Source organism: Bradyrhizobium sp. 21, assembly GCF_023073335.1.
GTDB lineage: Bacteria > Pseudomonadota > Alphaproteobacteria > Rhizobiales > Xanthobacteraceae > Bradyrhizobium.
On record NZ_JADPJG010000026.1, the window covers coordinates 98,259 to 118,808 of the forward strand.

Below are 20,550 nucleotides of genomic sequence, written 5' to 3' on the forward strand. Positions count from 1 at the left end.
TGTGTCCGGTTAGCGTGGGGAGGGCGTGAAAACGGGGCCGTTCGGCTTGATGCGGATGCCCGGCCGCAGGCGCGTCCATGGCAATGTGGCCGTATCTGCGGGCATCGCGCCGGGGGCGGCGCAAATCATCAGCTTTTCCGCGATCGGCTCGAAATCGGCGCGCAAGTGCACCGAGCTCTTGTTGACCAGAATCTTCTCCTCGGTCGGCTCGATGCCGACAAAGCGGTACATCGCTTGATCAGCGAGTTGCGCCTTGTGCGAACTCACGACGACGCGGACGTCGCCGATGCGCAGGCAGGCGGACGGACCCATCTCCATCTCGCGGCCGCCGTAATAGGGGCCGGGCGCGATGAAGCGGCCGTCGGAGAGCTTTTCGACGACGAAGGTCTCGCGATAGGGCTCGTCGCCGGGAATGCCGGACTTGCCGCCGAGCGACAGCGTCACGGTGGCGCCGACGCCGGCCGCATGGGCGGCCTTGGCCGATTGCGGATCGTAGATCGCGCCGGTCGCCGCGCTCGCCTTGTTGCGCACCAGCGCGCGCAGCATGCCGGTCGTGTCGGAATCGCCGCCGGCGCCGGGATTGTCCTGGGTGTCAGCGATGATGATCGGCTTGCTGGCGCCCTTCGAGAGTTCCATCGCGTGGCGCACGCCATCGTCAGGCGACCAGATCTTGCCGTCGAAATCGTCCTCGTGGCTTTCGATCAGCTTGACGATTGCGTCGGCGGCGCGGTCGGCATCCGCCTGCGTCTTGCCATAGGCGAACACGCTCGGCCCGCAATCGCGGAAGTCGGCGGCAGGGAAGCCGGGCGCGAAGGACAGTGTGGGAACCGCATCACTCTCCAGCGCGGCAAGCTTTTCGTAGATGCCCTTGGTCGGCCGGTCGTTGGTGCACTGCCAACTGATCGGGATTAGGAATGGCAATTGTCGAAACGACTTTGCAAAATGCTGCTTCGTCTTCAGGAGCAGCGCGAGGTGCTTTGCGGAGGCGCGGCCGGTCTCGGCCATGTCGATATGGGGATAGGTGCGATAGGCGATCAGCGCGTCCGCATGTTCCATCATCTCGGGCGTGACGTTGGCGTGCAAATCGAGGCTCGCGACCAGCGGCACATCCTTGCCGATGACGCGGCGCACGCGCGCCAGGATCTCGCCTTCGCCGTCGTCGAGATGCTCGGTGACCATGGCGCCGTGGAGATCGAGGTAGACCGCGTCGATCGGGCCGGCGGCCGCGATGCCGTCGACCATCACCTTGACGATGCGCTCGAAGGCGTCCCGGGTGACATGCGCCGAGGGACTCGCGCCGCACGCGATCGTTGGAACGAGTTCCCAGCCGTTGGCCTCGGCGCTGCCGACGAAACCGGCGAGGCCGACATTGATGCGGCGCATCACCTTCAGCACGTCGGCGCCCTCAGTCATCGCCGGCCAGCCGCCGCCGTGCTGGAAGTCCGCGAAAGTCGCCTTCGTCGGAGCGAAGGTGTTGGTCTCATGCAGGAAGCCGCCGACGGCGATGCGTGTCATCAACTCAAGCCCAGCTATTGAAAGTGCGCGACGTTACCCTTTGACGTTAGCCTCGGCTTTGTGAGGAGAGCAAGGTGGGAAGCAATCGCGCCACGCATAGGGTCAGATCATTTTGGGAATGCTGCTGGGCGGTGGGTGCGCGAAGTCAACCACATACTCATCGTCGTCCCGGCGAAGGCCGGGACCCATAACCCCAGGGAGAAGTTTTGCGAAGATTGGTCGTTCGGGATTAGCGCTGCACGCGATGGATAGACCTCGCGGTATGGGTCCCGGCCTTCGCCGGGACGACACTGGAGGATGTCGTTAGAGCGTGGCCGCCACACCTTCTGCCACAGGGCGGAAGTTCGCAAAGTCCCAGCCCCGGCCGGGCGCTGCCTCGAGCAAGGCTCTCGTATAGGCCTCCTTCGGATGCGTCAGCACTTCGGCAGCCGGGCCCTGCTCGACGACGCGGCCGTGCTGCATCACCACGACCTCGTCGCAAATCTGGGCTGCGACGCGCAGATCGTGGGTGATGAACAGGATGGCGATGCCGAGCCGCTTCTGAATCTCGTCGAGCAGTTCCAGCACCTGCGCCTGCACGGAGACGTCGAGCGCAGAGACCGCTTCATCCGCGACCAGCACGTCGGGATCCAGCGCGAGCGCGCGGGCAATGGCGATGCGCTGGCGTTGGCCGCCGGAGAATTGGTGCGGATAGCGCGAGACGGCATCGGCGGGAAGGCCGACCAGTTCAAGGAGTTCGCGCGCCCGCTTCATGGCATCGGCGTGTGAGACGCCATAATTGATCGGGCCTTCCGCGATGCTCTCGCCGATTGTGACGCGCGGGTTGAGCGAGCGGTAGGGATCCTGAAACACGATCTGGATTTTTTGCCGGTGCGGCTGCAGCAGGCGGCGCGAGATGTCGGAGATCTCCCGGCCGGACAGGCGCACGCCGCCGGAGGTCGGATCGATCAGCCGCACGATACAGCGCGCCACCGTCGATTTGCCTGAACCGCTCTCGCCGACGATGCCGAGCGTGCGGCCCTTGCGCAGCGTCAGCGTGACCTTGTCGGCGGCGACGACCTCGCGGCCTTTGCCGAAGAACGCGCGCTCGCGATAGACCTTGCTGAGCTCGTTGGCTTCCAGGACCACAGGTTCTCTGCTCTCCTCACGTGGAGCGCGTGGCACCAGGCTCGGCACCGCGGCGAGCAGGTTGCGGGTGTATTCCATGGTCGGATTGCGCAAGATCGAATCGAGCGTGCCGGTCTCGACCAGCCGGCCCTGGCGCATCACCGCGACGCGGTCGGCGATCTCGGCCACCACGCCCATGTCGTGGGTGATGAACAGCACGGCGGTGCCGTGATCGCGCTGGAGGTCGCGGATCAGCATCAAAATCTGCTTCTGCGTGGTGACGTCGAGCGCGGTGGTCGGCTCGTCGGCAATGAGAAGCTTGGGCTCCAGCACGAGCGCCATCGCGATCATGATGCGCTGGCGCTGGCCGCCGGAGAGACGGTGCGGGTAGGAGGCGAAGATGCGCTCGACCTGGGGCAGGCGCACCTGTTCCATCATCTCGAGGATGCGCTTCTTCCGCGCCTTCGCATCGAGATTGGTGTGTGCGCGCAGGACCTCGTCGATCTGGCGGCCGACCGGCACCACGGGATTGAGCGCCGTCATTGGCTCCTGAAAGATCATCGCCATCTGCGTGGCGCGGAGCTGGCGCAGGCGGCGGTCGGTCGCGGTGAGGGTCTCCTCGCCGACCAGCTTGACGCTGCCGGCTGTCGGAACCAGCGTGCCCTTCGGCAAGAGGCCCATCGTGGTGAGCGACGTCACCGACTTGCCCGAGCCGCTTTCGCCGACGAGGCACAGCGTCTCGCCCTTGCGCACCTGGATCGAGATGCCGTCGATGATGTGCGCGCCCTTCGGCTTCTTGCCGATGGAGACGACGAGGTTGCTGATGTCGAGAACGGTGTCGGTCATCACTTGATCGCTCATTACTTCCCTTCCCGCTGCTTCATGCGGGGATCGAGTGCGTCGCGGGCGGCGTCGCCGATCAAATTCATGCTGAGGATGGCGATCGAGAGAAAGAGGCCCGGCCAGAAGATCAGGGTCGGCTTGAGCTGAAAATACTGGCGCCCCTCGGCCATGATGTTGCCCCAGGTCGGCGTCTCCGGCGAGATGCCGGCACCGAGGAAGGATAGGATGGCCTCGGTGAGAATCGCGGAGGCGCAGACATAGGTGCCCTGGACGATCAGCGGTGCGATCGTGTTCGGCATCAAATGCCGCCACATGATCTTGGGCAGGGACGAGCCGACCGAGATCGCGGCCTCGACGTAGGGCTCTTCGCGCGCCGACAGCACCACCGAGCGCACCAGGCGCGCCACGCGCGGGATCTCGGGGATAGTGATCGCGATCAGCACGGTCCAGAGGCTGGCGCCGGACAGCGACACCACGGCGATTGCGAGCAGGATGCTCGGCATCGCCATCAGGCCGTCCATGACTCGCATCAGGACGGCATCGACCAGCTTGAAGAAGCCGGAGACGAGGCCGATCGCCAGCCCAATGACGATCGACAGGATCGCCGAGCCGATGCCGATCAGCAGCGAGATGCGTCCGCCATACATGACGCGCGACAGGAGATCACGGCCGTAGGCATCGGTGCCGAGCAGGAACTGCGCCGAGGAGGGCTTGAGCCGTTGCGACGGCGCGAGCTGGATCGGATCATGCGGCGCAATCAGCGGCGCGAGGATCGAGATCAGCACGATCAGCGCGAGCAAGACCGTTGCCGTGGCGATGATGGGCGTCGAGGTAAGGAATCCGAAGCGCGGCCGCAGCGGCGACGTGATCGGAATGGACGACTGGGGAAGGGTATCGACCGACATTCTTGTTGTTATCCTTGCCTCAGTACCGGATCCGGGGATCGAGCAGCGTGTAGGCGACGTCGATCAGGAGATTGACGACGACATAGATCAACGACGTCAGTAGGATCATCGCCTGGATCACCGGATAGTCGCGCGCCAGCACCGCATCCACCGTGAGGCGGCCGATGCCGGGAATGTTGAACACGCTCTCGGTGACGACGACGCCGGAGATCAAAAGCGCAAAGCCGGTACCGATCACGGTGATCACTGGCACCGCAGCATTGCGCAGCGCATGGCGCATCATCACGGCGACCTCGTTGATGCCCTTCGCACGCGCCGTTCGCACGTAATCTTCGCCCAATACGTCGAGCATCGCCGCGCGCGTCATGCGCGCGATCAGTGCGATGTAGATGAAGGACAGCGCGCAGGTCGGCAGGATGATGCGTTCGAAAAACGGTCCGAATCCGTTCGAGATGCTGCGGAAGCCCTGCACCGGCACCCAGCGCAGGTCGATCGCGAAGACCTCGATCAGGATGTAGCCGACCACGAACACCGGCACCGAGAAGCCGAGCACGGACAGGCCCATTACGAAGCGGTCGATCCAGGTGCCATGCTTCCATGCCGCGATCACGCCCAAGGGGACCGCGACGATGACGGCGAGGACGATGGTCGACAGGGCAATCGAGATCGACGGCTCGACGCGCTGGCCGATCATCTTGATCACGGGCAGGTTGGAGATCAGTGAGGTCCCGAGATCGCCATGCAGCAGCTTGTTCACCCAGGTGACGAACTGCACGATCAGGGGCTCGTTGAGGCCGAGCGAGGCGCGGATGCGCTCCAGCCGTTCCGGCGTGGCGTTGTCGCCGGCGAGAATGGCGGCGGGGTCGCCCGGGGTGAGGCGGAGCAGGAGGAATACGAACAGCGCCACCACGCCCATCACGGGCACGGCGGCGAAAATTCGGCGAAGGAGATATCCGAGCAAGTGGCATCCGTCAGATTAGAGTCAAATCAGCGGCAGTGACCGTAGACCGGGTTCTGCCATCAGCCTAACATTTCAGCAATTCCCGTGCCATCAGGGTCACGGTTTTTGCAGTGCGGTCAACTTGTTTTGGTGGCGAGGCGCGCGTCGTCACGCCAGCGTCGCGAGCAGCCCCGCCATCAGCCGGCCCCGTTCGACCAGGCTCTCGATCTCGATATACTCTTCGAGCGTGTGGCCGTTGCCTCCGCGCACGCCCAGGCCGTCGAGCGTCGGAATGCCCATCGCGCCGGTAAAATTGCCGTCGGAGCCGCCGCCGGCGCTTGCATGCGGCAATTCGGCGCCAAGTGACTTGGCGATCCCGCGCGCCTTTTCGTACAGCGCCATGGTGCCGGCATCCGGTTCCCACACCGGACGCGTCACGCCGCGCGTCACCTTGAAGGTGACATCATTGGTTGTACCCGACAACGCCAGCATCCTCTCGACGCCGCGATCGAGGTCGGCCTGGCGTTTGGCCATCGAAAGCGCTTCGCCGGTGGCGGTCGTGGCAACGCAATTGACCCATTGACCACCGTGCACGATGCCGACCGAAAAGGTGCAGTCCTCGCTCGTCATCGCGTCGATGGCGAGGATCTGCCGCGCCATTTCGCGAATCGCCGAGCGGCCAGCCGACAGGGTCGCGCCGGCGTGGCTCGGCCGCCCCGTCGCCTCGAGATTGAAGCGTGCGATGGCGTAACGTCCGGTGGTGACCCCGTTGTCGGCGCGGCCAGGCTCGGGCACCAGCACGTATTTGTTGCGCGCGGCTTCCGCCTCGATGATATCGCGCGTCGAGGGGGTGCCGACTTCCTCGTCGGGCGTGAACAGCACGGTGATCGGCAGCGGCGTCGTGAACGAGGCGCGGGCCAGTTGCCGGATCGCCTCCAGCGAAAGATAGTTGCCGCCCTTCATGTCGTAGATGCCGGGTCCGTAGCACTTGCTGCCCTCGCGGCGCCATTTCAGCTTCTCGATGGTGCCGACCGGGTGGACGGTATCCATGTGACCGGCGATCAGGATGCCCGGCTCGCCCTGCTTGGGATGCGGAAAGCGCGCGCGGATCACGCCGCCAAAGCCCTGCCGGCCGGCGATGCGCTCGATCGTCGCACCCATGACCGCCATCTCCCGCGCCGAGATATCGAGCATGCGGTTGACCGCGCCTGCGTCCCAGGTCGGGCTTTCGCATTCCACCCAACCGCGCAGACCCTGCAGCATGGCTTCGGAATCGAAGGGAAGATTGGCTGGATTCATCTCAATGTCTCTCAATCTTGCGAAAGATGGAACGCGCATTGCATTGGGGCCGGCAGGATAAGCGGAGAGCGTTGTAGAGCTAAACCGATCTTTGTGGAGCCCGCGCGTGCGCCGCTTGGGCTTGCAGCGAAACTGGATTGACGCGCTCGGCACTGTCTGCAAGTCTCAAAAGATAAAGGCATTGCATGAGGTTAGTTCGCCTAAAGAACGAACCGGATGCTCAACCAATAACCTGCCTTTGAACAGTTTCACGCCAGGAGAAACTTTAGATGTTCCACTTCATGCGCCGGGGGCCTCGCGCGTTCGCCTCCAAACTTGCGCTGTCGGTCGTCGCGCTCTCGACCGCGCTGGCTTCGCCGGTGCTTGCGGCCGGCAAGACCATCACGGCGGTGATGCATTCGGATCTGCGCATCATCGATCCGATCTTCACCACGGCCTACATCACCCGTGACCATGGCTACATGGTCTACGACACGCTGCTGGCCCCCGATTCGAACTTCAAGATCCAGCCGCAGATGGCGGACTGGAAGATCTCCGACGACAAGCTCACCTACACCTTTACACTGCGCGACGGCCTGAAGTGGCATGACGGTGCGCCGGTGACGGCGGAGGACTGCGTCGCCTCGCTGAAGCGCTGGGCCGCGGTCGACGGAATGGGCCAGAAGCTCATGGACTTCACCGCGAGCATCGAGGCGACCGACGCCAAGACCATCACCTTGAAGCTGAAGGAGCCCTACGGCCTCGTGCTCGACTCCATCGGCAAGCCGTCCTCGCGCGTCGCCTTCATGATGCCGAAGCGCCTTGCCGAAACGCCGCCGGACAAGCAGATCCCCGAGCAGATCGGATCGGGTCCTTTCAAGTTCGTGCAGTCGGAATTCCAGCCGGGCGTGAAGGCGGTCTACGTCAAGAACACCGACTACGTGCCGCGCAAGGAGCCGTCGAGCTGGACCTCCGGCGGCAAGCTGGTGAAGGTCGATCGCGTCGAATGGATCACCATGCCGGACTCGCAGACAGCGGTGAACGCGCTGCAGTCGGGCGACATCGACTTCGTGGAAAACCTGCCCTACGACATGCTCCCGTTGCTGGAAGCGAACAAGGAGATCACGATCGAGGTCTCGAACAAGTTCGGTTTTCAGACCCTCGGCCGGATGAATTTCCTTTATCCGCCGTTCGACAACGTGAAAGTGCGGCGTGCGGCCTTTCTGGCGATGAACCAGAAGGACGTTCTCGACGCGCTTATCGGCAACGCCAAATATCAGAAGGTCTGTGGCGCCTTCTTCGTGTGCGATACGCCGCTCGCGACTGAAATCGGCGCAGAGACCCTGGTCAAGGGCAACGGCATGGCGGAAGCCAAGAAGGCGCTCGCGGAGTCCGGCTATGACGGCACCCCGGTCGTGGTCATGGCGCCTGGCGATGTCACGACGCTCAAGGCGCAGCCGATCGTTGCGGCCCAGTTGTTGCGCGAGGCCGGCTTCAAGGTCGACCTGCAAGCGACCGATTGGCAGACGGTGGTGAGCCGCCGCGCCAGCCAGAAGCCGCCGAAGGAGGGCGGCTGGAACATGTTCTTCACCAATTGGGTCGCGGCCGACGTCTCCAACCCGATCGCCAATCTCTCGATCGGCGGCCAAGGCAAGAAGGGCGGCTGGTTCGGCTGGGCGGAGGACGCAAAGATCGAGCAGCTCAAGGACGCCTTCGTCCGCGCGTCCTCGATCGACGAGCAGAAGAAGATCGCTGCTGACATCCAGACGGAAGCCTATGAGCAGGTGATCTACGTCCCGCTGGGGCAGTATCTCCTGCCGAGCGGCTGGCGCAAATCGCTGACCGGCGTGCTCGACGGTCCCGCGACCCCGCTGTTCTGGAACATCGACAAATCGGAGTAAAGGCCAGGTCCGAGTAAGGCAGGGCGTGTCTCGCGCCTTGCGTCCCGATCATCACGCGGCGTCGCTGTCATCAGCGGCGCCGCCCGCCAGCCGGTCGCTCGCCAGGAGAACTTCAATGTTCCAACTCATGCGTCGGGGGCGTCGGTCGTTCGCCTCCACAACTGCGCTTCCGGCCTTGCCGCTTTCAGTTCTGGCGCTTTCAGTTCTGGCGCTTTCGGCGCTGGCCTCGCCAGTTCTGGCCGCAGGCAAGACCATTACCGCCGTGATGCATTCGGATCTGCGTGTCCTCGATCCGATCTTCACCAGCGCCTATATTTCGCGTGATCATGGCTACATGGTCTATGACACGCTCATCGCGACGGATTCGAACTTCAAGATCCAGCCGCAGATGGCGGACTGGACGATCTCCGACGACAAGCTGACCTACACCTTCACGCTGCGCGATGGTCTGAAGTGGCATGACGGTACGCCGGTCACCGCGGAAGATTGCGTTGCCTCGCTGAAGCGCTGGGCCGCTGTCGATGGCATGGGGCAGCAGATGATGCTGTTCACCGCGAGCATCGAGGCGACCGACCCCAAGACCATCACGCTGAAGCTGAAGGAGCCGTACGCGCTCGTGCTGGAATCGATCGGCAAGCCGTCTTCGCGGGTCGCCTTCATGATGCCGAAGCGTCTCGCCGAGACGCCGGTGGAAAAGCAGATCCCCGAGCAGATCGGCTCCGGCCCCTTCAAGTTCGTGCAGGCTGAATTCCAGCCCGGGGTGAAGTCGATCTATGTCAAGAACACCGATTATGTGCCGCGCAAGGAGCCGGCGAGCTGGACCGCCGGCGGCAAGGTGGTGAAGGTTGACCGCGTCGAATGGATCACGATGCCGGACGCCCAGACCGCGTTGAACGCGCTTCAGTCGGGCGACATCGATTTCATGGAAGTTCCCGCCATCGAAATGTTGCCCGCCATCGAAGCCGACAAGGACCTCAAAATCGAGATTTTGAACAAGTTCGGATTCCAGACCGGCGCACGGATGAACTTCCTTCATCCGCCTTTCGATAACGTCAAGGTCCGCCGCGCGGCGTTCCTGGCGATCAAGCAGCAGGACGTGCTCGATGCGCTGATCGGCAATCCCAAATATTACAAGACTTGCGCCGCAGCCTTCATCTGCGACACGCCGTTCGCGACGGAGGTTGGCGGCGAGACGCTGGCGAAGGGCGGCGACATTGCTGCGGCCCGGAAGGCGCTCGCCGAGTCCGGTTACGACGGGACACCAATCGTGCTGATGGCGCCGGGCGATGTGCTGACGCTGAAGGCTCAGCCGATCGTGGTGGCCCAGCAACTGCGCGAAGCCGGCTTCAAGGTCGATCTGCAGGCGACCGACTGGCAAACCGTGGTGAGCCGGCGCGCCAGCATGAAGCCGCCGAAGGAGGGCGGCTGGAACATGTTCATCACCAACTGGGTCAGCGCCGACGCCTCCAACCCGATCTCCAACGTCGCTGTCGGCGGGCAGGGCAAGAAGGGCGGTTGGTTCGGGTGGCCGGAGGACGCCAAGATCGAGCAACTCAAGGACACCTTCGTTCGCGCTGCCTCGCTCGACGAGCAGAAGAAGATCGCGACCGAGATCCAGAAGGAAGCCTACGATCAGGTGCTCTACATGCCGCTAGGCCAGTATCTGTCGCCCAGCGCCTGGCGCAAGTCGCTGACCGGCGTGCTCGACGGCCCAGCCACCCCGGTGTTCTGGAACATCGACAAGACCGAGTAAGGAGACGGCGCATGCCGCGCGGATCATCTTGCGGCACCGCTGCCGTTTATCTCACGCGGCCCGGTCTGTCGCGGGAAGTGATTGTGATGATGGTGCCGCCCCGTGGAAGCGGCACGGTGCCAGAAAGCGCCGCGAATGATTTCAGTGCCAGCAAGCGCGCGGCGGAATAGGCGTCCCGCTCAGCAATGGCTGTCGCGGACCCGCTCGAGCCCTTCGCTCGCGAATGGCAAGGTGAAGGCGGCCTTCTCGGTGCTGGACGGTTTGCGTTCCGTCTTCGCACGCTCCGCGGCGTCGTGGTCTTTGCGGTGTTCCGGTTCCATTGAAGCGCCTTTTCAGATTGTTGCAGTACAACATCGAGAGCGCCGCGAAGTTCCTCATGCGGTGGGGCGATGATGCGGCTTGAACAGCCGCCCCCTCTCCACCACCAGCACGATCGCAAGCGCCGCAAGCGTCGACAGGAAGAAGCCGAGCGAAAACGGCAGCAGCGTGCCGTCGAAGCTCTGGCCGATGGCCATGCCCACCACGATTCCGATCAATGTCGTAATCGAGCCGTAGAGCGAGGACGCCGTGCCGGCGATGTGGCCCTGCGGCTCCATGGCGAGTGCGGTGAAGTTGGCGACCATCATGCCGAAGGAGAACATCATCAGGGCGGAGAGCGCCATGAACAAGGCGAGCGGCAGCATGCCGAGGCTTTCCGTCAGCAGCATCACACCGGCCACCGCGGTGTAGAGCATCAGCGCGCCGTGCGAGATCACGCGCATGCCGAGGGTCCCGACAAATCTGGCGTTGAGGAAGCCGGCAATGGCGGTCCCGGCCGCGATCGCAGCGAAGGCGAGTGGGAAATAATGGCCGAGGTGATAGATGCCGGTGAACACCTGCTGCGCGGAGAACACGTAGGCGAACAGCGCGCCCATGACGCTTCCGGCGGCCGTCGCATATCCGATGGTCTGGCGGTTGGTGACGGTCTGGCGAAAGGCCGAGAGCACGTCGGCGGGTGCAAGCGACCTGCGTCCCGACTCGGGCAGCGTTTCCGGCAGCCGCCACACGCTCCACGCCAGCGCGAGCAGACCGTAGAGCATCAGCACGACGAAGATGCCGCGCCATTGCGTCACCAGCAGCACCGCCTGTCCGAAGGAGGGTGCGATGACGGGCACGGCGATGAATATCATCATCGCAAGCGACATCACGCTCGCCATGCGCCGGCCGACGTAACAATCGCGCACGATCGAAGTGGCGATGACACGTGTCGCCGAGGTACCGAAGCCCTGGAGCGCGCGCGCCAGCAGCAGCGTCTCGAACGAGGGCGCGGCGACCGCCAGCACGCTTGCCACCGCATAGACCGCCATGCCGCCGAGCAGCACCGGGCGGCGCCCGAAACGGTCCGACAGCGGGCCCATGACGAACTGGCCGGTGCCGAAGCCGATCAGGAAGGTCGACAGCACCAGCTGAAGATGGTTGGCGACGGGGATGTTGAAAGCCGCGCCGATATTGGGCAGCGCCGGGAGCATCATGTCCATCGCAAGGGGGTTCAGCGCCATGATGGACGCGATCACGATGACGAATTCGGGAAAACCCATAGGGCGGTGTCCCGCGGACACCCAATCGTCGGCATTGACGTCGGACAAGAAGCTCACCTCTGAAATTCAGAAGCCTTATCTATCGTCGATGCTGCGTTGCACAACCCATGTTTCGGGATGGCTGGCAGGCGGCGCCGAAACGGACAACAATTGGTGAAGAAGCCGCCGCTTTGGGACCGCGACATCGATGACGAGTGCCGGCGGCCTGACTTAGCTGGCACGGCAGGCTTGCCGAACCGATTCGAATGCCATTGGTTCGCCAGCATCTGATGGTTGTGAGTGACCGTTGATTGGACGAAAGTCGTCGAAAGCGGACGGTCTGTTGCGGTTGCTCGGCGCAGGCCCGGTCCCTTGTTCGTACAGGGAGCGACCATGCAGCGATCCAGGGCGGTCCTCGTCACGGGTATCATTTATGGCTTGATCGGCCTGGTCCTCGCGGCCGGCGGCATCTGGCTTGTCGCGTTGGGCGGTTCGATCTTCTACGTGATCCTCGGTGCCGGCATTCTGCTCACGGCCGCGCTGCTCATGACGCAGCGCCGATCTGCGCTATGGCTGTTTGCAATCGTGCTGGCCGGCACGCTGGCGTGGGCCGTCTACGAGGTGCAATTCGACTGGTGGCCGCTCGCCGCGCGTGGCGACGTCGTCTTCCCGATGGCGCTTTGGCTTCTCACGCCGGCGATCGTCCGTGGGCTCGTACAAAACGAGCGGGTGTCGTACCGAAATGCAACGGCGCCGCTCTGGGCCGCCATTGTGCTGGCCTCGGTGGTGCTCGTGATCGGGCTGTTCTCCAGTGATCACGACATCAACGGCACGATCGCGGAGTCCGGTTCTGCGGTCCCGCAAAGTGAAGCCGACCCGCAGCCGGATGGCGATTGGCGTGCGTATGGACGCACCCAGTTCGGACAGCGCTATTCGCCGCTGAAGCAGATCACGCCTGCTAATGTCGGCAGGCTCGAGGTCGCCTGGACCTTCCGCACCGGCGACGTGGCGACGTCCAACGATTCCGGCGAGACGACCTTCGAGGTTACCCCGATCAAGGTGCGCGATACGCTCTATCTCTGCTCGCAGCACCAGGTCCTGTTTGCGATCGATGCCAGGACCGGCACCGAGCGCTGGAGGTACGATCCCAAGCTGACGTTCAACAAGACGTTCCAGCATATGACCTGCCGCGGGGTCTCTTATCATGAAGCGGCCGCGGGGGCCGCAAACAGCAGCGGTGGTGCCGCGCCCGCCGAATGTCCCCGGCGGATCTTCCTGCCGGTCAATGATGGACGCATGATCGCTCTCGATGCCGACAGCGGCAAGCTCTGCGACGGCTTCGGCGATCACGGCACCCTCAACCTGCAGGAAGGCATGGGGATCACGACGACGGGCTTTTTCGAGCCGACGTCGCCGCCGGTCGTCAGTGACAGGATCCTGGTCGTTGCCGCCGCGGTCATCGACAATTATGCGGTCGACGTGCCGTCGGGCGTCGTCCGCGGCTTCGATGTCGATACCGGCAAGCTGGTCTGGGCATGGGACTCCGGCGCGCCGGATGAGAACGCGCTGCCGTCGCCGGCCCGCCACTACACCAACGGATCGCCGAATTCGTGGATCTCCGCCGCGTTCGACCCGAAGCTCAACCTCGTCTTTATCCCCACCGGCAACAACGGTCCCGATATCTGGGGCGGCAACCGCAATGCGCTCGTCGAGCGCTATTCCAGCTCCATCGTTGCGCTGGACATCAACACCGGCAAGCGCGCCTGGTCGTACCAGACCGTGCATCACGACCTATGGGACATGGATGTTCCCTCGCAACCGAGCCTGGTCGATGTGATGACGGCCAAGGGCATTGTGCCCGCGATCATCCAGCCGACCAAGGTGGGCAATTTGTTCGTGCTCGACCGCAGGAGCGGCGAACTGATCGTGCCGGCGCCGGAACGCACCGTGCCGCAGGGCGCCGCGCCCGGCGACCGCACTGCGCCGACGCAGCCGTTTTCCGAACTGACATTCCGGCCGGAGGCGAAGCTGACCGGCGCTGATATGTGGGGCGGCACGATCTTCGACCAGCTGTTGTGCCGGATCGCGTTCCATCGACTGCGTTACGAGGGCACGTTCACGCCGCCGTCGTTGCAGGGCACGCTGGTATTCCCGGGCAATCTCGGCATGTTTGAATGGGGCGGCATCGCGGTCGATCCCGTGAGACAGATCGCCATCGCCAACCCGATGTCGCTGCCCTTCGTCTCGAGGCTCATTCCGCGCGGCCCCCTCAATCCTCCCGCGCCGACGGCCGAGAAGCCGGTCGGCAGCGAGATCGGGACGCAGCCGATGTACGGCACCCCGTTCGGGGTGGATATATCGAGCTTTCTCTCGCCGTTGTCCGTGCCGTGCTACCGGCCGCCCTGGGGCTCGATGGCCGCAATCGATCTCAGGACGATGAAAATTGTCTGGCAGCATCCCAACGGCACCATCAGGGACACCACGCCGCTGCCTCTTCCCTTCAGAATGGGCGTGCCGATGCTGGGTGGACCGATCACGACCGCAGGCGGGGTCGCATTCTACACCGGCACCTACGAGTACACGATCCGGGCTTACGACGTGCGCAATGGCAACGTGCTCTGGGAAGACCGCTTGCCGGCCGGTGCCCAGTCGACGCCGATGAGCTACGAGGCCGACGGCAAGCAATATGTCGTCACCGCGGCCGGCGGTCATGGCTCGTTCGGCACCAAGCGCGGCGATTACGTCATCGCCTACGCGTTGAAGGATTGAACGCGGGAGGTCGACATGGGTGCATCGTCCGGGTCACGCTGATGGCGCGGTTCGCGCCGTCAGCTCTTGTGGTGCGGGCAGCCGGGGTCGAACCGTCACAGCGCTTGCGCCCCGAGGGATTTAAGTCGCTTGCGTCGAATGATGTCCCTGCGCGATTCCCGCCGAAAACTGACCCGCCATAAAACTGACGCGCCAAGTGAGTTTTGCCAATTCACGGTCAAAGGAGACCCGATTGGGCACTTGCATGGCCTTCAACCTGCACGCTAAAACAGCCCGCCCGGCAATCTGCCACTCAAGCGGCCGACTTTCTTCCCAAAACGAACGCCAGCATCTCCTCAGGACACCCGCTGTACGAGGCGACAATGAGCGACGCGCAGTCCCAGTCACCAGCTCCACGAGAACGTGGCCCCGCGTTCACCGCAGCGCAAGCGACCGTTGCGGCAGCAGTTCTAGCGGTTGTCAGCGCCATTGGTGGCGCGTTCATTCAATCAATGACAACCCGCGACGTTGAGGCGGGAAAGTCCTCGACAGCGCTCAGCATTGAGAAAACCAAAGTTGACGGTGATCTAGAGATCGAGCGACAGAAACAAACGGCAACTGCCGAACTGGCGAGGCAGGAATTTGAGACGAAGCTCATCCTGAGGGCCATCGAGACACCGGATCGCGATGAGGCCGTTCGAAATCTTCAATTCTTTCTTGATGCGGGCTTCATCCAGGACAAGGGCGGCAAAATCGCCAAATTGAACGCGAGCCAGTATCCTTCTATTACGCCACCGCCACCAACCGTATCTGCCCCTTTAGAGCGGCGACCACCCGGCCAGCCTCCTACTGCTCAAGACCAGGTCAATCCAAAGGTGTTGGAAACAGCGTCCTCGTTTGTCGGATATTCCACGGCCAATGTGCCCGGAACGGCTGGAGGACATCTTGCTGGGGCTTGGTCGGTCAACGAGGTCGTGCGCGTTGCACTTGGAAAGGCAATCAGTGGCTCTGCAAACGGCGATAACGCGTTGAGCATTATTGAAACCTTCGAGGTCTTGAAATCGCGCCACATTCAGCGCTCCATCGAGAGCGTAAAGCCCGGGATGATCATCGTGTCGCCTACAAAGGCAAATGTAAGCGGGCATATTGGAATCGTCGGGACGCCCGTGGCGAACGAGCCTGACAGTTTCATCATTTTCTCGAATAGTTCGGGCAACGCAGAATTTCGGCAGAATTTCACCTTGAAGTCATGGAGGGCAAGCTCCGGGGCAAAAGGGCTGGAAACCTATTTCTTCGAGATAGATTTCAAAGCGTTGTGATTGACGTTCGAAGGCTGCATCGGTGGTTGTGCCTAACTATGCCGTGCTCGCCGACCCTGAGGTCGATCTCCAGCAAAGCCTTCACGAGCCGGCCTCGGACAGCTCATGATCGCTCGTCTGTTTCCTGGTTCTGCCACCGGGCTAGGCCCCGTTGGCTCTCGTGGTGCGGGCAGCCGGGGTCGAACCGGCACAGCGCTTGCGCACCGAGGGATTTTAAGTCCCTTGCGTCTACCAATTCCGCCATGCCCGCTTGATCCAACGAGATCAATCGCTTAAGTCCCTTTCCGGCCGTCTGGAATTGGCGCTTGGTGGGCCGGAGGGGCGGCTCTTCCTTAAGCGAGCCGGCCGCACAAGGCAAAGCCTCAATCCGGACATCTGTTGCTGCTTTAGGCATTCTCAATCCACGGGGACTATTCATCCGGCATGCCCGTTTCGTTTCTCTCCCGCTCTCGCCCTGTGCGCACGCTGCTTCCGCTGGGCTTGCTCTGCGCCGCGCTCGGCGGCTGCGCGAGCGTCAGCGACACCATCAGCCCGGCCTTCGTCGATCCGGGCCGCTATGAGCTCTGGGATTGCAAGCAGCTCGCACCCGAGCGCAAAAATCTCGTCAAGCGCGTCGGCGATCTCGAGCGGCTGATGGCCAAAGCCGAGACCGGGGCGGGCGGTGCCGTGGTGGTCGAGCTTGCCTATCGCAACGACTACATCGGCGCGCGGGGACAGCAGAAGCTGCTGGAGGAGACCTGGCACAAGAACAGGTGCCGCGAGAGCGACATGGAGGCGGCCGAGCCGCCCGTTAAGCCGGCGGCTCCGCCCGCACCGGCAGTTGCCGCCAAGCCGTCCAGGCCGAAGTCCGGTGGCGCCGTCAACTGACGATGGGGCGCTTTAGGCTGCGTTTGAGCATCATCTCCGCGCAAACGCGTTCCGCATTTTTCGCGACGAAAACCGCTGCACACTTTTCCGGATCATGCTCTACGCCCGCCATTCGTAGATCCAGTCCTGCCGCGCCAGCATGCGGTCCGGGCCGAGCGCGCGGACGGCAAGATCGCGCGCGAAGGCGAGCGGCCCGCTGAGATGATAGATGCGGCCCTGATGCCGCGCGGTCCGCTGCACCTGCCGCACGCGCGGCTGGCGCGCACGGCCGTATTGTCTCAGCGCCGCAGTGATGCCCGCGGTGCTCTCGGCGGCCTCGAGGCTCAGATGCTGCGCCAGCACGGCGGCATCCTCGATTGCCATGCCGGCTCCCTGGGCCGCAAACGGCAGCATCGCATGCACGGCGTCGCCGAGCAGCGCGACCGGGCCTTTGCTCCAGGGGCAGTCGTCGGGCACGCCAAAGAGAGCCCATTTCCGCCAGCTATCGACCGTGGCGAGCATCATGCGCGCCGGCGGCGGCCAGCGCGGCGCGGCGAAGGCGTCCATCACCTCGAAGGGATCGCCGGGCGTGCTCCAGCCCGGCCTGTTCCAGGTGCCCGGCAGCACCGCGACCACGTTGATCTGGCGTCCGCCCGCGATCGGATAGGCGACGAGATGGGCGTTCGGGCCCATCCAGAGCTGGACCCGGCGCGCGGTGTAGTCCTTCGGCAGTTGCGTGGCATCGAGCGTGCCGCGCCAGGCGATCAGCCCGGAGAAGCGCGGCTGCACCTCGGGAAACAAATGCTGGCGTACCGTCGACCAGATGCCGTCGGCGCCGATCAGCGCGCTGGCGAGATCGCTGCGGCGAATCGTGCCGCTGCGATGGACGACCGTCAGCCCCCTGGCGTGAGGCGCGACGTCTTCGAAGGTCGCGCCGAGTTTCAGGTCGATGTCGGGATGCTCGGCGACTGCGCCGGCGAGCGCGGATTGCAGGTCGGCGCGGTGCACCACCCAATAGGGGGCGCCGACGCGCGCGGTGGCGGCTTCTCCCAGCGGCATGCGCAAAAGTTCACCGCCGGCCCGCGCACTCATGATCGAGACCGCCTCCGGGATCACGACGCGCAGCTTGAGGCGCTCGGTGAGGCCGAGCTCGATCAGCACGCGGCTGGCATTGGGGGAGAGTTGCAGGCCGGCGCCGACGTCCTCTAGCCGCTCGGCCTTTTCCAGCACGACGACGCGGAAGCCGCGGGCCGCGAGCGCGAGCGCGGCCGTCAGTCCGCCTATCCCGGCACCGGCGATGACAATCGTTCGGGAGAGCGCCATCCCTGACCGACAGGGGCGGTCAGGCCACCTTGTCCTTCAGGACGCATTCCGGCGGACGGGCTTCGCCCGCCTTCAGGTCGGCTGCGAAGCGGTACAGCGTCGAGCAGTAGGGGCAGATGATCTCGTTGTCGTTGCCGAGGTCGAGGAAGACGTGCGGATGATCGAACGGAGGGTTGGCGCCCACGCACATGAACTCTTGCGAGCCGATCTCGATGACGGGGACACCGGCATCGTTATGGAAGTGCGGGACGACATGGTCGGACATCGTAACTCATCCTGGAGTGGCAATGGCGGCAGACACAATCACAGCTGACGCGGCATTATTGAGGCGCCGCGGACCATACTGGCGGGTGCAGATGATTGCTAGTCCAGCGGAACCGAAAGCTCCGCAATTGCCCCATGCTCGTTTGCTCATGCAAATTCGACACAATCTTGCGGCCTGAGAGAAGCCCTTCTTTCGTCGGGGACGTTGTGTCGCAATTCCGGCATACTATGTCTGTGGACGAGCGTAATTGCGGCGAAAGACGAACCGTCAGGCGTCAACGATCTCGGGACCGTCCAGGCTTTTGGCATGAAGTGGCTGCGAATCAGCACAGCGTTGACCGGTATCGCGGCGTGCAGCTTCATGCTCGCGCAGGTAGCGCCGCATGCCCGCGAGGCCGGCGCGATTCTGACCGTCCAGGACGATCCCGCCGCGCTCTCCGACATCAGGCTGGACGGGCTGCTGCGGAACAACGACCGCCTGATCCAGGATAACATCGAGGCCGCGCTCGCAGCGGGCGATGCCGATCTCGCCGACAGCTTTGTCGTGTTGGCGCGCGACCGCAACATCGCGCTGCCTGACGACCTCCTCAGCCGCGTGAGCGATGCGCTCAAAGAGGAAAACTCGACCTCGCATTTCGCAAAGCGATTTGCCACGGGGCTCGTCACCGGCAACGCGGACGATGTTGCGAGCCTGTCGGGAACCGTGGCCGGCGATCTCTTCGTGATCGGCGACATCAGGGACGTCGTACGCGAAGGCAAGCACCTCGCCATGGGCGAGGAGACCGATCGCCTGGTGCTGGGCCTTGCGACCGCGGGCCTAGCGGTCACGGCCGTGACCTACGTCTCCGTCGGCGGTGCCGCGCCTGTTCGTGCCGGGCTGACGCTGGTGAAGGACGCGCGCAAGGTGGGGCGGCTCGGCGAGGGGCTCGCGGCATGGGCCGGCCGGTCCGCGCGCGAGGTCGTCGATACACCGATGCTCCAGAACGCCGTCGCCAAGGGGTCGGTGTTCCGTCCCGGCGAGACCGTCAGCGCGATCAAGGCTGCGTTCCGCGCCGAGAAGGCCGGCGCGCTGGTCCGGCTCGGCAAGGATGTCACGCGTGTTGTCGAGAAGACCGGCACGCGCGGCGCGATGGATACCTTACGCATCGCCGACGGCCCCAAGGACGTCGCGCGCGCGGCGCGGCTCGCGGAAGCGCAGGGCGGAAAGACCCGCGCGATCATGAAGCTGCTCGGCCGCGGCGCGCTGCTGCTGATCGGTGGAGCGTTCGATCTCGCACTCTGGCTGTTCGGTGCGGCCCTGACGCTGTTCGGCCTGTTGTCGTCGGTCAAGGCTATGACGGAGCGCCTGACCCAGGCCTGGTGCGATCGCAACCGGGCGCGGCGACTTCGCCGGGCCCGGATCGCCGCCGAAGCCGCTCTGGCGAACTCGGTCATCTCGGCCTAAGATCAATCCTTCCCCTCAAGAATTGCGGAACTGATGATGCCGAGCTTTCACAGCGGCGCCGTTGAAATTGCCTATCTCGACGAAGGCGAGGGCGATCCGATCATCCTGGTGCACGGCTTTGCCTCCAGCAAGAACGTGAACTGGGTCTATCCGACCTGGGTCTCGGAGCTGCGGAAGAACGGCCGCCGCGTCGTTGCGCTCGACAATCGCGGCCACGGCGAAAGCGCAAAGCTCTACGAGCCGGCGCAGTACTCGATTCCGACCATGGCCGGCGACGTGCTCGCGCTGATGGATCATCTCGCCATCCCGCAGGCCGACATCATGGGCTATTCGATGGGCGGTCGGATGACGGCTTGGCTCGGCCTCAACGCGCCGCAGCGCCTGCGCTCGGCGATCCTTGGCGGCATCGGCATCGGCGGCCTGATAGAGGGCAGCGGGCCCGGCGAGAACGTGGCCAAGGCGCTGGAGGCGCCCTCGCTCGACGACGTCACCGATCCCGTCGGCCGCACGTTTCGTGCATTTGCGGACCAGACCCGTTCCGACCGCCGCGCGCTCGCCGCCTGCTTGCGCGGCACGCGTGATCTCATGACAAAGGAGCAAGCTGCGCGCATCGAGGTGCCCGTGCTGATCGCGGTTGGCTCGACCGACGACGTTGCGGGATCCGCCAGCGCACTCGGCACCATCATTCCCGGCTCTGAGGTGCTCGATATTCCCGGCCGCGACCACATGCGCGCGGTCGGCGACAAGGTCTACAAGACAGGCGTGCTCGATTTCCTCTCACGTCGTAGCTGAGGCAGTGCTGTCTGGT

General features: G+C 64.1%; 16 protein-coding genes and 1 tRNA gene. 8 read left to right on the forward strand and 9 right to left on the reverse strand.

Annotated elements, in window-relative coordinates:
* Positions 1 to 9: 9 nt before the first annotated feature.
* The 5 genes from IVB31_RS21680 to IVB31_RS21700 form a co-directional block, all read right to left on the reverse strand.
* Entirely contained in the window at positions 10 to 1,515 is a 1,506-nt protein-coding gene (locus tag IVB31_RS21680) for a M81 family metallopeptidase (RefSeq protein ID WP_247327023.1), read from the reverse strand.
* Positions 1,516 to 1,818: 303 nt separating this feature from the next.
* Complete coding sequence (locus tag IVB31_RS21685) at positions 1,819 to 3,468, reverse strand: ABC transporter ATP-binding protein (protein WP_247327681.1); 1,650 nt, start codon at positions 3,466 to 3,468, stop codon at positions 1,819 to 1,821.
* A 14-nt stretch (positions 3,469 to 3,482) separates the two neighbouring features.
* Positions 3,483 to 4,370: an ABC transporter permease gene (locus IVB31_RS21690; RefSeq protein WP_247327026.1), complete on the reverse strand. Its 888-nt coding sequence runs from the start codon at positions 4,368 to 4,370 to the stop codon at positions 3,483 to 3,485.
* A gap of 19 nt (positions 4,371 to 4,389) precedes the next feature.
* Entirely contained in the window at positions 4,390 to 5,331 is a 942-nt protein-coding gene (locus IVB31_RS21695; protein WP_247327029.1) for an ABC transporter permease, read from the reverse strand.
* A 147-nt stretch (positions 5,332 to 5,478) separates the two neighbouring features.
* The gene (locus tag IVB31_RS21700; protein WP_247327031.1) at positions 5,479 to 6,609 is read right to left on the reverse strand and encodes a M20/M25/M40 family metallo-hydrolase; all 1,131 of its coding nucleotides are present in this window, start codon (positions 6,607 to 6,609) and stop codon (positions 5,479 to 5,481) included.
* Positions 6,610 to 6,878: 269 nt separating this feature from the next.
* Here IVB31_RS21700 and IVB31_RS21705 point away from each other — a divergent pair, with 269 nt between their 5' ends.
* The 3 genes from IVB31_RS21705 to IVB31_RS21715 all read left to right on the forward strand — a co-directional run bounded on the left by IVB31_RS21705 (position 6,879) and on the right by IVB31_RS21715 (position 10,412).
* On the forward strand, positions 6,879 to 8,489 hold the full coding sequence (locus tag IVB31_RS21705; RefSeq protein WP_247327033.1) for an ABC transporter substrate-binding protein: 1,611 nt from the start codon (positions 6,879 to 6,881) through the stop codon (positions 8,487 to 8,489).
* A gap of 115 nt (positions 8,490 to 8,604) precedes the next feature.
* The gene (locus IVB31_RS21710; protein ID WP_247327035.1) at positions 8,605 to 10,242 is read left to right on the forward strand and encodes an ABC transporter substrate-binding protein; all 1,638 of its coding nucleotides are present in this window, start codon (positions 8,605 to 8,607) and stop codon (positions 10,240 to 10,242) included.
* Positions 10,243 to 10,253: 11 nt separating this feature from the next.
* On the forward strand, positions 10,254 to 10,412 hold the full coding sequence (locus tag IVB31_RS21715) for a hypothetical protein (RefSeq protein ID WP_247327037.1): 159 nt from the start codon (positions 10,254 to 10,256) through the stop codon (positions 10,410 to 10,412).
* A gap of 204 nt (positions 10,413 to 10,616) precedes the next feature.
* Here the strand turns inward: IVB31_RS21715 and IVB31_RS21720 are convergent, their stop codons facing one another.
* On the reverse strand, positions 10,617 to 11,867 hold the full coding sequence (locus IVB31_RS21720; RefSeq protein WP_247327039.1) for a multidrug effflux MFS transporter: 1,251 nt from the start codon (positions 11,865 to 11,867) through the stop codon (positions 10,617 to 10,619).
* A gap of 324 nt (positions 11,868 to 12,191) precedes the next feature.
* On the opposite strand from IVB31_RS21720, the gene IVB31_RS21725 reads away from it, so the two are divergent.
* Positions 12,192 to 14,567 (forward strand): glucose/quinate/shikimate family membrane-bound PQQ-dependent dehydrogenase, encoded by a 2,376-nt coding sequence (locus tag IVB31_RS21725; protein ID WP_247327041.1) that lies wholly within the window; start codon positions 12,192 to 12,194, stop codon positions 14,565 to 14,567.
* Between the two features lie 362 nt (positions 14,568 to 14,929).
* On the forward strand, positions 14,930 to 15,865 hold the full coding sequence (locus tag IVB31_RS21730) for a hypothetical protein (protein WP_247327044.1): 936 nt from the start codon (positions 14,930 to 14,932) through the stop codon (positions 15,863 to 15,865).
* A gap of 161 nt (positions 15,866 to 16,026) precedes the next feature.
* On the opposite strand, the gene IVB31_RS21735 is transcribed toward IVB31_RS21730, so the two are convergent.
* Positions 16,027 to 16,115: transfer RNA gene (locus IVB31_RS21735), tRNA-Leu, on the reverse strand.
* A gap of 173 nt (positions 16,116 to 16,288) precedes the next feature.
* Here IVB31_RS21735 and IVB31_RS21740 point away from each other — a divergent pair.
* Positions 16,289 to 16,732: a twin-arginine translocation pathway signal gene (locus tag IVB31_RS21740; protein WP_247327048.1), complete on the forward strand. Its 444-nt coding sequence runs from the start codon at positions 16,289 to 16,291 to the stop codon at positions 16,730 to 16,732.
* A gap of 99 nt (positions 16,733 to 16,831) precedes the next feature.
* Here IVB31_RS21740 and IVB31_RS21745 read toward each other — a convergent pair whose 3' ends face one another.
* Entirely contained in the window at positions 16,832 to 18,034 is a 1,203-nt protein-coding gene (locus IVB31_RS21745) for an FAD-dependent monooxygenase (protein ID WP_247327052.1), read from the reverse strand.
* Between the two features lie 19 nt (positions 18,035 to 18,053).
* Complete coding sequence (locus IVB31_RS21750; protein ID WP_007602543.1) at positions 18,054 to 18,299, reverse strand: zinc-finger domain-containing protein; 246 nt, start codon at positions 18,297 to 18,299, stop codon at positions 18,054 to 18,056.
* 306 nt (positions 18,300 to 18,605) lie between these two features.
* Between IVB31_RS21750 and IVB31_RS21755 the strand changes: the two genes are divergently transcribed.
* Both IVB31_RS21755 and IVB31_RS21760 read left to right on the forward strand, forming a co-directional pair.
* Positions 18,606 to 19,742 (forward strand): hypothetical protein, encoded by a 1,137-nt coding sequence (locus IVB31_RS21755; RefSeq protein ID WP_247327055.1) that lies wholly within the window; start codon positions 18,606 to 18,608, stop codon positions 19,740 to 19,742.
* Between the two features lie 36 nt (positions 19,743 to 19,778).
* Complete coding sequence (locus IVB31_RS21760) at positions 19,779 to 20,534, forward strand: alpha/beta hydrolase (RefSeq protein WP_247327058.1); 756 nt, start codon at positions 19,779 to 19,781, stop codon at positions 20,532 to 20,534.
* Positions 20,535 to 20,550 lie beyond the last annotated feature (16 nt).